Raw genomic sequence first — 14,890 nt, 5'->3', positions numbered from 1 at the left:
GATTCTCGCACCGACCGTCGTACGGTATGACCATTCATCTCTGCGACACGAGGCGGTCCCGCATGTCCCTGTTCGATCTGCCCCTCGATCAACTGCGCGCCCACAGCAGCCGGTCGGTGGAGCCCGAGGACTTCGACGCGTTCTGGTCGGCCACGCTCGACGAGGCCGGAACCCATGACCTGGACGCCCGTTTCGAGCGGTGCACCGACACCGGTCTGTCCACGGTGGACGTGTACGACGTGACGTTCTCCGGCTTCGGCGGCCATCCGGTCAAGGGCTGGCTCGTCCTGCCCGCGGGCACCACGGAACCGTTGCCGGTGGTCGTGGAGTTCCTCGGATACGGCGGCGGGCGCGGCCTGCCGCACTCGTATCTGCTCTGGGCGTCCGCCGGTCTGGCCCACTTCGTCATGGACACCCGTGGCCAGGGCAGTGGGTGGGCGCCGGGCGACACGGCGGATCCGGTGGGCAGCGGTCCGTCGTTCAACGGATTCATGACGCGCGGCATCGAGGACCCGGACACGTACTACTACCGGCGGTTGATCACGGACGGGGTGCGCGCGGTGGAGGCGGCACGCTCGCACCCGCTGACCGATGCGAGCCGTACCGCCGCGATCGGTGCCAGCCAGGGCGGCGGCCTCGCGCTCGCGGTCGGCGGGCTGATACCCGACCTGGCGGCCGTGGCACCCGACGTGCCGTTCCTCTGCGACTTCCCCCGGGCGATCCGCGTCACCGACCGGAACCCGTACCGCGAGATCGCCAACTACCTCAAGACGCACCGGGGCCGCGCCGAGCAGGTCGCCGAGACGCTGGCGTACTTCGACGGCGTGCACTTCGCGGCGCGCGGGCGGGCACCCGCGCTGTTCTCGGTGGCGCTGGAGGATCTGACCTGCCCGCCGTCCACGGTCTTCGCCGCGTTCAACGCGTACGCACACCCGGACAAGGAGATCGAGGTGTACGACTTCAACGACCACGAGGGCGGCGGCCCGTTCCAGGAGGCGGTGAAGCTCGCCCGGCTGCCGCGACTGCTGAAGGCCTGACCTCCGGGAACGGCCCGGACCCCTTGACCCGGCTCACGCAGGGAGCCTAGGTTTCCCGGAGAAAGAAAGCGCTTGCTGTCCGGTAGGCGGCCATCTCTCCATATCAGGGGGTGTTTGTCACGCCCAGCCATGGTTCCCACCGAGGGCCGGTACGGGTCGCGATCGTCGGCACGGGTGCGATCGCGCGAGGCAGTCATCTGTCCGCGCTGACCGCGCTCGCCGCCGAGCAGCCGCTGGAGATCGTCGCGGCGGTCGATGTCGACGTGGACACGGTCGAGACGTTCTGCGCGGATGCGGGCATCGCCCGCGCGTACACGGACCTCGACCGGATGCTCGCGGAGCAGCGGCCCGACCTGGTCGTCATCGGCACGCCGCCCCGGTTCCACCGCGACCAGACCGTGGCCGCGCTGCGCGCCGGGGCGTGGGTGTGGTGCGAGAAGCCGCCCTGCCCGTCGCTGGAGGACTTCGACGCGATCGAGGCCGCCGAGGGGGCCGGGGAGGGCGGCCCGTACGCGGCGATCGTCTTCCAGCACCGCTTCGGCTCGGGCTCCCGGCATGTCCGGGAGCTGCTGGCCGGGCAGGCGATGGGCCGGGCGCTGGTGGCCCACTGCCAGACCACCTGGTACCGGGACACGGCGTACTACTCCGTTCCCTGGCGGGGTAGTTGGGGCAGCGAGGGGGGCGGCCCGTCGATGGGGCACGGCATCCATCAGATGGACCTGCTGCTGGATCTGCTCGGCCCGTGGACGGAGATCCGCGCGATGGCGGGGCGGCTGGTGCACGACGTCGAGACGGAGGACGTCTCCACCGCGCTCGTCCGTTTCGAGAACGGCGCGATGGCGACCGTCGTGAACAGCGTCCTCAGCCCGGACGAGGTCAGCCGGATCCGGATCGACTGTGAGCACGCGACGATCGAGCTGACCCATCTGTACGGGCATCGCAACGCCGACTGGCGAATCACTCCGGCGCCTGGCGTCACTTCCGAACAGGCTGCCGCCTGGAGCGACTTCGGGCCCGATGTGCCCAGCTCGCACGAGGCGCAGCTGCGCGGGCTGCTGGACGATCTGAGGGCCGGACGCCGGCCGCGCAGCAGCGGCGCCGACGGCCGCAAGAGCCTCGAACTGGTGGCCGCTCTCTACAAGGCGGCCTTCACCGGGGCGACCGTGCGGGCGGGCGAGATCCGCCCCGGGGATCCTTACTACTCCGCGCTGCACGGGGATGCTCCCGGCTGGGCGCCGGAGCCCCTGGCGAAGGCTGTGGAGGCCACGGCATGACCTGTTCCCTGGAGCTGACCCATCGGCACGGCCACCACATAGCGGTGACCGTCGCGGGCAGTGGCGTCGAGCTGCTGCGGTACGTGTACCGGGCCGAGGACCCCTGGGAGGCGCCGAAGCCGTACATCCACCCCTTGCGCACGCTGTCCGGCCGGGTGGTGACCGACTACCGCCCCAACGACCACCGCTGGCACAAGGGTCTGCAGATGACCGCCTCGCACCTGTCGGGCCAGAATCTGTGGGGCGGCAACAGCTATGTGCACGGCGAGGGGTATCTGGCCCTGCCGGAGCGTGTCGGTTCCATGGCGCACGCCGGGTTCGACGAGGTGTCGGTGCGCGCGGACCGGGTCCGGCTGGCCGAGCGGCTGACCTGGCATCCGCACAGCGGTGAGCTCTGGGCGGACGAGACGCGCGGCGTCGAGGTGCACGACATCGACACGGGGAGCGGGAGCTGGGCGCTGACCTGGTCGTCCGCGATCACCAACCGGCGCGAGGAGCCGCTGCGCTTCGGCAGCCCGACGACGCACGGCCGGGAGGGCGCGGGGTACACGGGCCTGTTCTGGCGTGGTCCGCGCGCCTTCCGTGACGGACGGATCCTGTCCCCGGGCGGTGAGGGCCCGGGGCTGATGGGGCAGCAGGCGCCCTGGCTGGCGTACAGCGGGGAGCACGACGGGGCCGACGGGCACGCCACGCTCGTCTTCGTCCACTCCCCCGGGAACGACCACACCGGCGCGGGCGGCGCGCACCCGGCGCACTGGTTCGTCCGCAGCTCCCCCTTCGCGGCCGTCGCCCCGTCGTTCGCCTTCCACGAGGAGCTGGTCCTGGCCCCCGGCGCGACCCTGACCCGCCGCTACCGGGTGCTGGTCGCGGACGGCGCCTGGGACCGCGAGCGGATCGCCTCACGGGTCGCCGGGCTTCCCTGGTAGGGGGCCCCTCGCGCACCGCGGGCCCCGGCAGGGCCCGCGGTGCGCGCACGGCAGTCCGGGCTACTTCGCCCCGGACGCGGTGAGGACGAAGACGGGGATCTCACGGTCGGTCTTGGTCTGGTAGTCCGCGTAGTCGGGGAACGCCTCGACGGCGCGGTCCCACCACGCGGCCTTCTCCTCGCCGGTGACCTCGCGGGCGGTCATGTCCTGGCGCACGGTGCCGTCGCGCAGTTCCACGTGGGGGTCGGCCTGCACGTTGTAGTACCAGACGGGGTGCTTGGGGGCGCCGCCGAGGGAGGCGACCACGGCGTACTCGCCGTCGTGCTCGACCCGCATGAGGGGGGTCTTGCGGAGCTTGCCGCTCTTGGCGCCGCGCGTCGTCAGGAGGACGACGGGCATTCCGCGCATCGTGGTCCCCTCGGTGCCTCCGGAGCTCTCGATGAGCTCGACCTGCTCACGGACCCAGGTCGTCGGGCTCGGCTCGTACTCGCCCTCGATCGGCATTCCACTGTCCTCTCGTCGGAGTCCTGCGTCGTGGGTCCATCATGACGCCCTCGGGGGCCGGGGGTGTGCAGGAACACCGTCGGGCCGGCGGCCCGCGGCTCGTGCGTGTGATGCTCTCCGGCCGCCCCGTCTCACCATCCGGGAGGCGATGAGCCGCTCGGGGCGGTCCCTGCTCACAGAAACCGGACCTCTTCAGGTAATTACGTCCCAATATTTCCGGAATATGCACTCGCCCCGCTCCAGGGACACTCCGGCGCAGGGCATACCGTGGGGGCAGCGGAGTAAGCCAAGCCTTACTCCGCTGCACTCTGCCCGTGCTCGTCCGCCCAAAGGAACAACCTCCATGACACGCCCCGTCCGCGTCGCCATCGTCGGAGCCGGTCCCGCCGGAATCTACGCAGCGGACGCGCTGCTCAAATCCGAGGTCGCACAGGACCCGGGTGTATCGATCGACCTGTTCGAGCGCATGCCCGCGCCCTTCGGCCTGATCCGGTACGGGGTGGCCCCGGACCACCCGCGCATCAAGGGCATCGTCAAGGCGCTGCACCAGGTCCTGGACAAGCCGCAGCTGCGGCTGTTCGGCAACGTCGACTACCCGAACGACATCGGCCTGGACGACCTGCGGTCCTTCTACGACGCCGTGATCTTCTCCACCGGCGCCGACGCCGACCGCGCCCTCGACATACCGGGCATCGAGCTCGACGGTTCCTACGGCGCGGCCGACTTCGTCGCCTGGTACGACGGCCACCCCGAGGTGCCGCGCACCTGGCCCCTGGAGGCCGAGAAGGTCGCCGTGCTCGGCGTGGGCAACGTGGCCCTGGACGTGGCGCGCATCCTGGCCAAGACGGCGGACGAGCTGCTCCCGACCGAGATCCCGGCGAACGTGTACGACGGCATCAAGGCGAACAAGGCGCTCGAGGTGCACGTCTTCGGGCGGCGCGGTCCGGCCCAGGCCAAGTTCAGCCCGATGGAGCTGCGCGAGCTCGACCACTCGCCGAACATCGAGGTCATCGTCAACCCCGAGGACATCGACTACGACGACGGCTCGATCGCGACCCGGCGGGAGAACAAGCAGGCCAACATGGTCGCCTCCACGCTGGAGAACTGGGCGATCCGGGACGTGGGCGAGCGCCCGCACAAGCTCTTCCTGCACTTCTTCGAGTCCCCGGTCGAGGTCGTCGGCGAGGACGGCCGCGTCGCCGGTCTGCGCACCGAGCGGACCGAGCTGGACGGCACGGGCAACGTCAAGGGCACGGGCCGTTTCACGGACTGGGACGTGCAGAGCGTCTACCGGGCGGTCGGCTACTACTCGGAGGAGCTTCCGAAGCTCCCCTTCGACGTGGCCTCCGGCACGGTCCCGCACGCCGCCGGCCGTGTCCTGACCGGTGGGGAGCCGATGGAGTCGGTGTACGTCACCGGCTGGATCAAGCGCGGTCCGATCGGCCTGATCGGCCACACCAAGGGTGACGCCAACGAGACGGTGGCCTGCCTGCTGGAGGACCATGCCGCAGGACGGCTGCCCGAGCCCGCGCAGCCCGGTCCGGATGCCGTCGTCGACTTCCTGGAGCAGCGCGGAGTCCGGTACACCACCCGTGAGGGCTGGCACCGCCTGGACGCCCACGAGCAGGCGCTCGGGGCGGAGCAGGGCCGGGAGCGGATCAAGGTCGTCGACCGTGCGGCCATGCTGGAGGCGTCCGGCGCCTGACCGCAGGCCGTGAGCGCCCCCGGAGCCCTTTCCGACCGACGAGGGTTCCGGGGGCGTCGCGCTGTCCTGGCCCTTCCCCCGGTCAGTTCCTGTCCCGCCCGCTCCGCCCCGTACCTCCGGGACCGCCACCGGCACCCCCGGTTCCGGCCGCCGGTCGGGGCGGGCGTCCTGGAGCCCCCGCCCGGCTCCTCGGGTCGTGCGGCAGCGGCTGCCCGGGGGCGGGGTGGGCGGGGACAGGACCTGGCAGCGGGAGGACCTCTTGGAACGGCACGGACGCGTTCTCGCGTTACTCGATTCCGCCGGCACGTTCTTCGGGCCGGAGCGGCTCGCCTTCCCCGGCGCCGGCGAAGTGACTGGGAACGTGCGACCTCCCTCGATCCCGGCGCACGGGGACCGGACGGGGCGTGGTGGCGTGACCGGGGCCGGATCCGGGGGTATCTGGCGGACCGGCGCGGTGCGTGGGAGGCCGACGACGAGAAGTCGGGGCAGGGGCACCGCCGCCGCCGCTCGCGACTACGCGGCGTACCTCGACGGTGGACTGGCCGCGCACCTCCGCGTCTGTCTGTTCCGGCTCGACGAGCGGCGCCCTCCGACGCCGACGGACCGACTGCCGGAGCTGTAGCCGGCCGGGGCGGCGGGTTCTGCGGGTATGCCCGGAGCCTTAGACTCGGCCAATGGCGAAGTATTTCGATGTACACCCCGAAAATCCTCAGCGCCGCACCATCAGCAATGTGGCCGACAGCATCAGGTCCGGTGCGCTGGTCGCGTACCCGACGGACTCCTGCTACGCGTTGGGCTGCCAGTTGGGCAGCCGCGACGGCATCGGGCGGATCCGGTCGATCCGGAATCTCGACGACCGCCACCACTTCACCCTGGTGTGCCAGAACTTCGCACAGCTGGGACAGTTCGTGCAGGTCGACAACGACGTGTTCCGCAGCATCAAGGCGGCGACGCCCGGTAGTTACACCTTCATCCTCCCGGCCACGCGGGAGGTGCCGCGGCAGTTGCAGCACCCGAAGAAGAAGACCGTCGGTGTCCGGATCCCCGATCATGCCGTCACCCAGGCGCTTCTCGCCGAGCTCGGCGAGCCGTTGCTGTCCAGCACGCTGCTCCTGCCCGACGAGGCGGAGCCGATGACGCAGGGCTGGGAGATCAAGGAGCGCCTCGACCACGTGGTGGACGTCGTGCTGGACTCGGGCGACTGCGGCACCGAGCCGACCACGGTCATCGACTTCTCCAGCGGCGAGCTGGAGATCGTGCGCCACGGGGCGGGGGACGTCTCCCGGTTCGAGTAGTACGCGGCACGCTCGCTCGGTACGCGGCGTGCCCACTCCGCGTTTCGAAGGGTCGCGCCGAGATGCCTCATGCCTCGGAGGCTGGTTCGGTGGAGGGGTCCGCTCCGTACGGCTCCGAGGAGTGATCATGAGCGAGTCAGAGGACGTCCACGGTCGCGCACGGCAGATGCGCGCCGAGGCGAAGGATCTCGAGAAGGCTGCCGAACGGGCCACCGATCCTGAGGAACGCCGCCGCCTGAAGGACCGGGCTCACCGGCTGGAATCGGAGAGTGTGCAGGTCAGTGGTATGGCGAGCGGGGACATCTACCCCATGGAGTAGCGGGCCGGACGCCGGCCGAGGCGGTCCGTGCGGGGGGCTGCGCCCCTTCGGGTCAGCTCGCCGCCTCCCTCAGGCCACAGCAGCCTCGTCCGGTGCCCGTCGCAGGCCGGCGATCCGGGCGAGCCGTTGCATGGAGTCCACCAGTGCCTCCCGGTCGTACGTGCTCGTGGTGACCAGCACCTCGTCCGCTCCGGTCTCCTTGACGACCCTGTCGAGTTCGTCGGCCACCCTGTCCTCGGTGCCCGCGAGGTGGCCGCGCAGTCCGCGCTCGAACAGCTCCCGCTCCTTGGCTGTCATGGCCAGGTCCTCGATCCGCTCGGCCGGTGCCAGCGGCGGGAAGCTGCCGTGGCTGCGCGCGTGCGCCATGGACCAGGCTTCGGGGACCAGGAGCCGTCGGGCGGCCTCCTCGGTGTCCGCGACCGCGACCGTGCCCGCCACGATCACGTACGGCTCCCGGGCCCAGACCGAGGGCCGGAATCCGCCGCGGTAGCCCTCGACGGCACGGACCAGCTTTTCGCGCCCGCGTAGATCACCGACGACCAGCGGCAGTCCGGCCGCCGCCGCGATGACGGCACCTTCACCGGTCGCGAGGACGTACGGCGGTATGGGCAGCCCCTCCGCGGGCCTCGCGTGCACCTGGGGATGGGCCTGCTGGGTGCCGTCGAGCCAGCCGAGGAGTTCAGAGAGCTGCGCGGCGAAGGCGTCGGCGTCCTCCCTGTCGCGGCCCAGCGCCCTGCGGATCCCGTCGGTGAAGCCGACCGAGCGTCCCAGCCCCATGTCGATCCGGCCGGGGAACAGGGAGGCGAGCACACCGAACTGTTCGGCGACGACGAACGGCTGGTGATTGGGGAGCATCACCCCGCCCGTCCCGACGCGGATCGTGGAGGTCGCCGCGGCGACGGCCGCCGCGAGGACGGTCGGCGCCGATCCCGCGACACCGGGCACGCTGTGGTGCTCGGACACCCAGAAGCGGTGATAACCGAGCGCCTCGGCCGTACCGGCCAGCCCGACGGTGTCCCGCAGCGCCTGCGGACCGTCGTGTCCCTCCCTGGTGCGGGAGCGGTCGAGGAAGGAGAACCGGGTCGATGCGATGGCAGAGCTCACGCCTGTTCAACGTCCCGGGGCCGCTGTGATTCCCGGGACCGCCGTGCGTTCCGGTGAACGGTGCGGGCGGCGGGCTGCGGGCCCGGCGCGGGTACGCCGGGCCGGGCACGCGCCCGCCCCCCCGTACCCGGCGCTCCCCCGCTCGCCCCCGGTTCGGCCTCAGGCCGCGTGCTGGTGCGACGAGTACGTCAGGTAGCCCGCATCACCGCCCTGGTAGTAGGTGGCCTCGTCGGCGGGCGCTATCGGAAGGGACCTGCGCAGTCGCTCGACCAGGTCGGGGTTGGCGATGAAAGCGCGGCCGAAGCTGATCAGGTCGGCACCCAGCCCGAGCCAGTGGTCGGCGTCGTCCCGGCCGGTCTGCTTCGGGCCCATCGGCTGTACGGGGTTCATGACGAGGGTTCCCGGCCATGCCCGGCGCAGGGCGACCAGGGTCTCCTCGTCCACGGTCGCTTCGAGGTGCACGTACGCCACTTCGAGGCGGGCCAACTCGGTGAGCAGCTCGGTGTAGAGCTCGCGGACGTCCGTCTCCCGGACCCCCCAGAACGTGGCGGCCGGCGAGAGCCGGATGCCGGTCCTGGCCCCGCCGACGGCTTCGACCGTCGCGGCGACCGCCTCGACGGCGAACCGGATCCGGTTCGCGACCGGGCCGCCGTAACGGTCCGTGCGCAGGTTGGCGTTGGAGGCGAGGAACTGCGCGATCAGATAGCCGTTGGCACCGTGCAGTTCCACCCCGTCGAAGCCCGCGTCGACGGCTCGGCGGGCGGCCCGGGCGTACGACTGTGCGTGCTCGGCCACTTCGGCGGTCTCCAGGGCGCGCGGTACGGGGGCGGGCTGCGGTCCCGTGGGGGTGAACACGTCGCCGACGGCGGCCACGGCCGAGGGGCCGATCGGCTGCACGCCGGTGGTGTCGGGGTGCGACACCCGGCCGCCGTGCATGATCTGGGCGAAGATCCGGCCGCCGTTGGCGTGGACGGCCGCGGTCACGGGCTGCCACGAGGCGACCTGCTCGTCGGTGTGCAGGCCCGGTGTGCCGGGGCTGGACTGTCCGATCAGGCTCGGCTGCACCCCCTCGCTGACGATCAGTCCGGCCGTGGCCCGCTGGGCGTAGTAGGCCGCCATCGAGGGCGTCGCCAGACCGTCGGCGGCGGCCCGGATCCGGCTCATCGGGGCCATGACCACCCGGTTGGGCAGGGTCAGGCCGCCGAGCCGGTGGCTGGTGAAGAGGCTTGTCACGTAAGGACTCCTTCGCGGATCACCGTGCCCGGATCCGGGCACAGCAGTACGCTAAAACCTCACACTGATGTCAGAGGCAAGCCCTGTGGCGCAGGACACACCCAGGAGGATTCCGTGCGGATCGGGGAGCTCGCGTCACGGGCCGGAGTCAGCATCCGCTCCGTGCGCTACTACGAGGAGCAGGGTCTGCTCAGCAGCACCCGCAGTCCCAGCGGGCAGCGACACTACACGGGCGAGTCGGTCGAGCGGGTCGCACTCATCCAACGGCTGTACGCCGCAGGCCTGTCCAGCCGCACCGTCTGGGAACTGCTGCCCTGCGTCGACAAGCCCAGCGAGGAGAACTCCGACGCGGCGTTGGAGCGGATGGCGCAGGAGCGCGACCGGCTCTCCCGGCACATCGCCGACCTCGTGGAGACCAGGGAGGCGCTCGACCGCCTGGTGGCCACGGCTCGCGCGCATCGCGAGAGGTTGACGGCCGTGACCGGCTGACGGCCCGTACGACAGCATGCCCCGGCCGTCGGACGGGGTGTGCCGATCACGGTCGGGTGGGCTGGATCCGCTGCGAGAGGTTGCCGGGATCCGCCGTGCGGGCGTCCAGATCCAGGTCGACACCGCGCAGCACGCTGTGGCGCCGGTAGGAATGGTGCACATCTCTGACTTCCATCGTGCTGCTCCGTCGGGAACGGGTCGTTACGGAGGGTCGTGAGCCGCGGGTCATGCTCCGTGGGTCGAGGGTCGTGGGCCGTTCGGGGCTCACTCCGGCGCGTGGGCCCCGGCCAAGGCGTCCACCGCCTCTTCCCACAGGGCCGGCAGCCGATCCGCGAGGGGAAGGGCTCGGTCGGTGAGGAACGAGACCTCGGCCCAGGTCCCGAAGAACGACAGGCCGACCGCGAAGAAGTGACCGGGGAGGAGCAGGGGAAGCAGGGCTGAGCCCGTCACCTGGGTGGCACCCAGGCTGCCCTCCTCGGCCAGTGGCATGGACGTGGCCATGATGTTGGTGACGCGCGGCGAGATCACCCTGCGCATGTACCACTCGGTCGGAGCGTCGGGCATGAATCGGACCATGTCCTGGATCGCCTGCCGCCACCGCTCGCTCCGCAGCTTCACGGTCGCCGCCCTGACCCGTTCCAGGCGCCGCAGGGGTGAGCCGTCGCCCGGGGTGTCCCCGGGGCCGACGGGATGCACGGGCAGTTCCATGGGCATGGCGAAGCAGCGGTTGCCCCACGTCTGTTCCTCGTCGTGGCGGCGTCCGTCGACGGGAAGCAGCGCCGACACCCGCGGCAGCGGAATGCCGGACTCGGCCGACCAGGCCGCCAACATCCCCGAGAGCGCGGCGAGATGGACGTCGTGGGCCGATCCGCCGTGCGCCGTACCGACCCGCCGGAGGGTCGCCAGTGGTACGCGGCCCCGCAGCAGTTGTCGGTCGCCGACCGGCACGAAGGGCGCGGCCGACGCGCGGGCGCGGACGGCGAACGCGTCGTACCCGAACCTCACCGCCAGGCCGAGCGCCCTGCCCACCCTCCCCGGAAGTTCGGCACGTCGGCCCGCCCGGGGCACGGGACGGGCGGACGGCTCCCCTCCGCCGAGCAGGGAACGGAAGGCGAGCGCCGCGGCGGAACCGTCCTGGCAGGCGTGGTCGAACCGGTAGCACACGGCGTACGCGTCGGGGGTGTGGCCGTGGACGAGCCAGATCCCCCAGCGTGTGCCCGGCGTGAACGGCGCGTTGAGGGCCGTGTCCATGGCGGACTCCCATCCGCCCGGGCCGTCCGCGACCGTTTCGTGGACATGGCGGTCGATGGAGTGGTCCGCGTCGGGTCGCCACGTGGAGCGTCGCGTCCTGCCGTCCACCCGGCTGGCGAACATGGGTAGTCGGTCCATGCGCATACCGACGTACGCGCGGAAGTCCGCGAACTCCGGTGGCCGGCCGCTCAGATACGCGACACCCCCGGTGTCCCAGCGGACGTCGGGATGCGTCCGTTCCAGGCTGAGGAACGCGCGGTCGATGGAGTGAGTGCGGTGGCATGCACTCGGAACGGACGGGACGGACACGGTCATTGAGGGCTCCAGTTCGCACCGGCGGACGGCCGGGAGGACCTGCCGGGGCCGGCCCGGCCGGGAAGCCGGCCCGTCAGCGCGTCCCGTCCACCGCGACGGCTCGTATCGCCTCGGTTTATACCGGGGTACAAAATCCCCGGAACCCCACCCGGCGCGCACCGGACACCGGGCCCGTCGCTTCGCGCGGACGGTCGTGCCATGTCCCGCCTGCCGGTCGCGGCACCGTGCCGCCGGAACCGGTTCCCGTACGCCGTCCGCAAGATCACCCGGAATGATGACGGGCACGGGCGACGGGAAGCGGTCGGGGCCTCCCCTCGTGCCCGCGCCCCCGAACTGTGGCTCCGGCCAGGGCACCACATGTGCCGCCCGTCCCTCCCGCCCCGGGCCCGGGGGCCGTTACTCCTTTCAGGTGAGCCGGCTGGACGATCACTCCACCGTTCCCTCACTATCGGTCACTGTTCCTCATGCACCGGTAGCCGCCGGTGCCGGATCGCACCGGCGGAGCGACGGGCCGTGCCCCGCTCCCACCGGTGACGGCAGCAGGCCGCCCCGGATCAGCGTGTGCGGTCGCATCCCTCTCGAAGCCCTTGGAGTCATGGTCGTGCACGTCGCCCTCACCGGCGCCACCGGGTTTCTCGGCCTCCGTCTCCTGCGTCATCTGCTCTGCTCCCAGGGGTCGTTGACGGTCCTGGCCCATGCGCGGTCCGGTGACGCCCTGACGCGCATCACCCGGTTCCTGGAGCTGTCCGGGGCTCCGGACACGCTGCTCGCGGAGCTGCCCGGCAGGCTACGGATCGTGGAGACCGATCTGGAACGACCACGGCTGGGACTGTCCCCGTCCGGTTTCCAGGAGCTGGCCGACGGTCTCGACGCGATCTGGCACAGCGCGGGCAGCATCAATCTGGAGGACGGCCTCGCACCGCTGCGCCGGGTCAACGTCGACGGCACACGGCACGTGCTCGAACTGGCCGCCGCCGGAGGCAGGAAGCCCGTGGTCCACCACGTGAGCACCGCCTTCGTGGCCGGGGCACGGCGCGAAGGGGTGGCGTACGAGGACGAGCTGGACGACTCGCACGGCTTCGAGAACGCCTACGAGCGCTCCAAGTACGAGGCGGAGGTGCTGATCCACGCCTGGTCGCGGGCGCACGGCCGTCCTGTCGTCGTGCTGCGTCCGAGCATCCTGGTCACGGACCTGCCGCCGCACCCCGATCTGCCCCCGCACCCCCTCCAGGTCGTCGAGAAGATCCTGCGGGACTCGCTGATCACGGTCGACGGCACCGGACTCCCGGCCCCGCGCCGTCCGGTGATGCGGCTGGTCGGGCATCCGCACGGCCACCTCAACCTGCTGCCGGTGGAGGACGCGGCCGCCGTCATGGTGCGGCTGGCCGATCGGCCGCCCTCCGGAGGGATCGACACGTACAACGTCGTCCACTGCCACGACGTCCCGGTCTCGACCGTCGTGGCGCTCCTGGAACGCCTCGCTCCCCTGACTTTCGACGTGGTGGCCGGCAAGCCCGACGACGCGTCCCCGCTGGAGTCCCTGCTGGACTTCTACCCGGGCTTCACGGCCTATCTGAGTCACCGTCGCCGCTTCGACGACACCCGTGTCAGGACCCTGTTCGGGTCGTCGGCGGCCGAGCGCCGGGTGGACCTGGACTACCTGTGGTCCGGGCTGGGCCCGAGGCAGCCGGCGGCGGGCCGACCGGCACGCACGGGCGCCGTCCCGTCCCGCACCCCGCCGGCCATCGCACACCCGTGACCATGTCCGCGCCCCGGTAAGCCTGTCCCGTCCCGCAGACGCCCTTCTCCGCTGGAGTCCGCTCTTGTCCGTCCTCACCGGTTCCGACCCCGGCGTAAGCCACCCGCCGGTCTTCTCCCCCGACGGGATCACCGCCTGTGCCCGGCGCATCCGGGAACAGGTGCACATCGTCACCGGGCCGACCGGCCGTGACCTGGGTCTGGCCGTCGGTACCCCGCCCACCGGCGCGACGCCGCTCGGGACGCTGCCCCCGCTGTATCCCGAGTGGCTCGGCGGACGCGCGTTCTGCGAGGCGCACGGCGTCCGCTTCCCTTACGTGGCGGGCGAGATGGCGAACGGCATCTCCACCACCCGGATGGTGACCGCGATGGCACGGGCGGAGATGCTCGGGTTCTTCGGCGCGGGCGGCCTCGGGTACGACGACGTCGAGCGGGCCGTGCGCGTGCTGGCCGGGGAACTGGCCGACCGCCCGAACTGGGGGGTCAACCTCATCCATTCACCGGCCGAACCCGCGCTGGAGTTCCGGGTCGCCGAGCTGCTGCTGCGGCACGCCGTCCCGAGGATCTCGGTCTCGGCGTTCATGGAGCTGACCCCGGCCGTCGTCCTGTGCGCGGCCCGGGGGCTGCACCGGGACGTCGGCGGACGGATCGTCCGGGGCACCCGGCTGCTCGCCAAGGTCTCCCGCCCGGAGGTGGCCGAGAGGTTCCTGTCGCCCGCGCCTTCGGACCTGCTGCGCCGACTCGTCGAACAGGGCGCGCTGACGGCACAGGAGGCCGACCTGGCCGCGCGGGTCCCGGTGGCCGAGGACATCACCGTGGAGGCCGACAGCGGCGGACACACCGACAACCGCCCGCTCGCCGCGCTGCTGCCCCGGATCGTCCTCCTGCGGGACGAACTCACCCGGAGGTTCGGCTACTCCCGGCCGGTCAGGATCGGCGCGGCGGGCGGTCTGGGCACGCCGAGCGCGGTGGCCGCCGCGTTCGCGCTCGGGGCGGCATACGTGGTCACGGGGTCGGTGAACCAGACCGCCACCGAGGCGGGCCTGTCCGACGAGGCCAAGGAAATGCTCTCCGACGCCGACATCGCCGATGTGACCATGGCTCCGGCGGCCGACATGTTCGAGCTGGGCGTCACCCTGCAGGTGCTCGCCCGGGGCACGATGTTCGCCCGGCGGGCCGCCCGGCTCCACGCCGCCTACCAGAGCCACTCCTCGCTGGAGGAGATCCCCGGGCCGTTGCGCGCCAGGATCGAACAGGACGTCCTGCGCGCCCCGTTCGACGACATCTGGCAGCGCACCCGGGAGTTCTGGCAGCAGCGGGACCCGTCGGAGATCGTGCGCGCGGAGGCCGACCCCAGACACCGTATGGCGCTGGTCTTCCGCTGGTACCTCGGGAACTCCAGCCGGTGGGCGATCACCGGGGAGTCGGCCCGGCGCACGGACTTCCAGATCTGGTGCGGCCCGGCGATGGGCGCGTTCAACCGGTGGACGGCTGGCACCTTCCTCGCCGGGGCGGCGAACCGGTCGGTCGTGCAGATCGCGCTCAACCTCCTCGAAGGCGCCGCCGTGCTGACCCGCGCCCATCAGCTGCGCACCTACGGCGTTCCCCTGCCGGCTTCCGCCTTCGCCTACGCGCCGCGCAGGCTCGCATGACCGGGACCGGCGCCCAGGAGGCGTCGGC

At 71.7% G+C, this 14,890-nt stretch carries 14 protein-coding genes; 9 read left to right on the top strand and 5 right to left on the bottom strand.

The window, feature by feature from the left end; all coding sequences use genetic code 11:
- The first annotated feature begins 62 nt into the window (after window positions 1–62).
- From OG524_RS35180 to OG524_RS35170, 3 genes are all read left to right on the top strand, one after another.
- Window positions 63–1,037 (top strand): acetylxylan esterase, encoded by a 975-nt coding sequence (locus OG524_RS35180; RefSeq protein ID WP_405386086.1) that lies wholly within the window; start codon window positions 63–65, stop codon window positions 1,035–1,037.
- Between the two features lie 110 nt (window positions 1,038–1,147).
- Window positions 1,148–2,311, top strand: coding sequence for a Gfo/Idh/MocA family protein (locus OG524_RS35175; RefSeq protein WP_405812374.1), 1,164 nt, complete (start codon window positions 1,148–1,150; stop codon window positions 2,309–2,311).
- Window positions 2,308–3,237, top strand: a complete 930-nt coding sequence (locus OG524_RS35170; protein WP_405812373.1) for a PmoA family protein — start codon at window positions 2,308–2,310, stop codon at window positions 3,235–3,237. Before OG524_RS35175 ends, OG524_RS35170 begins: the two co-directional genes overlap by 4 nt.
- 60 nt (window positions 3,238–3,297) lie before the next feature.
- On the opposite strand, the gene OG524_RS35165 is transcribed toward OG524_RS35170, so the two are convergent.
- Entirely contained in the window at window positions 3,298–3,741 is a 444-nt protein-coding gene (locus tag OG524_RS35165) for a nitroreductase family deazaflavin-dependent oxidoreductase (protein ID WP_405386091.1), read from the bottom strand.
- Window positions 3,742–4,084: 343 nt separating this feature from the next.
- On the opposite strand from OG524_RS35165, the gene OG524_RS35160 reads away from it, so the two are divergent.
- The 3 genes from OG524_RS35160 to OG524_RS35150 all read left to right on the top strand — a co-directional run bounded on the left by OG524_RS35160 (window position 4,085) and on the right by OG524_RS35150 (window position 7,060).
- Window positions 4,085–5,446 carry an FAD-dependent oxidoreductase gene (locus OG524_RS35160; protein ID WP_405386093.1) on the top strand — a complete coding sequence of 454 codons (1,362 nt, stop codon included), beginning with the start codon at window positions 4,085–4,087 and terminating at the stop codon, window positions 5,444–5,446.
- Between the two features lie 674 nt (window positions 5,447–6,120).
- Window positions 6,121–6,741 (top strand): L-threonylcarbamoyladenylate synthase, encoded by a 621-nt coding sequence (locus OG524_RS35155; protein ID WP_405386095.1) that lies wholly within the window; start codon window positions 6,121–6,123, stop codon window positions 6,739–6,741.
- Between the two features lie 127 nt (window positions 6,742–6,868).
- Window positions 6,869–7,060 carry a DUF6381 family protein gene (locus OG524_RS35150; RefSeq protein WP_405386097.1) on the top strand — a complete coding sequence of 64 codons (192 nt, stop codon included), beginning with the start codon at window positions 6,869–6,871 and terminating at the stop codon, window positions 7,058–7,060.
- Between the two features lie 69 nt (window positions 7,061–7,129).
- Here OG524_RS35150 and OG524_RS35145 read toward each other — a convergent pair whose 3' ends face one another.
- Both OG524_RS35145 and OG524_RS35140 read right to left on the bottom strand, forming a co-directional pair.
- Window positions 7,130–8,164, bottom strand: a complete 1,035-nt coding sequence (locus tag OG524_RS35145; RefSeq protein WP_405386099.1) for an MsnO8 family LLM class oxidoreductase — start codon at window positions 8,162–8,164, stop codon at window positions 7,130–7,132.
- Window positions 8,165–8,323: 159 nt separating this feature from the next.
- Entirely contained in the window at window positions 8,324–9,397 is a 1,074-nt protein-coding gene (locus OG524_RS35140; RefSeq protein ID WP_405386100.1) for an alkene reductase, read from the bottom strand.
- 114 nt (window positions 9,398–9,511) lie between these two features.
- Between OG524_RS35140 and OG524_RS35135 the strand changes: the two genes are divergently transcribed.
- Entirely contained in the window at window positions 9,512–9,886 is a 375-nt protein-coding gene (locus OG524_RS35135; protein WP_405812372.1) for a MerR family transcriptional regulator, read from the top strand.
- A gap of 46 nt (window positions 9,887–9,932) precedes the next feature.
- Here the strand turns inward: OG524_RS35135 and OG524_RS35130 are convergent, their stop codons facing one another.
- Entirely contained in the window at window positions 9,933–10,061 is a 129-nt protein-coding gene (locus OG524_RS35130) for a hypothetical protein (RefSeq protein ID WP_405386104.1), read from the bottom strand.
- Between the two features lie 89 nt (window positions 10,062–10,150).
- Window positions 10,151–11,452, bottom strand: a complete 1,302-nt coding sequence (locus tag OG524_RS35125; protein ID WP_405812371.1) for a wax ester/triacylglycerol synthase domain-containing protein — start codon at window positions 11,450–11,452, stop codon at window positions 10,151–10,153.
- 595 nt (window positions 11,453–12,047) lie between these two features.
- Here OG524_RS35125 and OG524_RS35120 point away from each other — a divergent pair.
- Together OG524_RS35120 and OG524_RS35115 are read left to right on the top strand one after the other, a co-directional pair.
- Window positions 12,048–13,211 (top strand): SDR family oxidoreductase, encoded by a 1,164-nt coding sequence (locus tag OG524_RS35120; RefSeq protein WP_405386107.1) that lies wholly within the window; start codon window positions 12,048–12,050, stop codon window positions 13,209–13,211.
- A gap of 64 nt (window positions 13,212–13,275) precedes the next feature.
- Window positions 13,276–14,862 carry a PfaD family polyunsaturated fatty acid/polyketide biosynthesis protein gene (locus tag OG524_RS35115; protein WP_405812370.1) on the top strand — a complete coding sequence of 529 codons (1,587 nt, stop codon included), beginning with the start codon at window positions 13,276–13,278 and terminating at the stop codon, window positions 14,860–14,862.
- The last annotated feature ends 28 nt before the right edge of the window (window positions 14,863–14,890 follow it).

The organism is Streptomyces sp. NBC_01520, assembly GCF_045040375.1.
In the GTDB taxonomy this organism is placed as follows: domain Bacteria; phylum Actinomycetota; class Actinomycetes; order Streptomycetales; family Streptomycetaceae; genus Streptomyces.
Note: the sequence above shows the minus strand (reverse complement) of the source record. Positions and strands in the feature narration are given on the sequence as shown.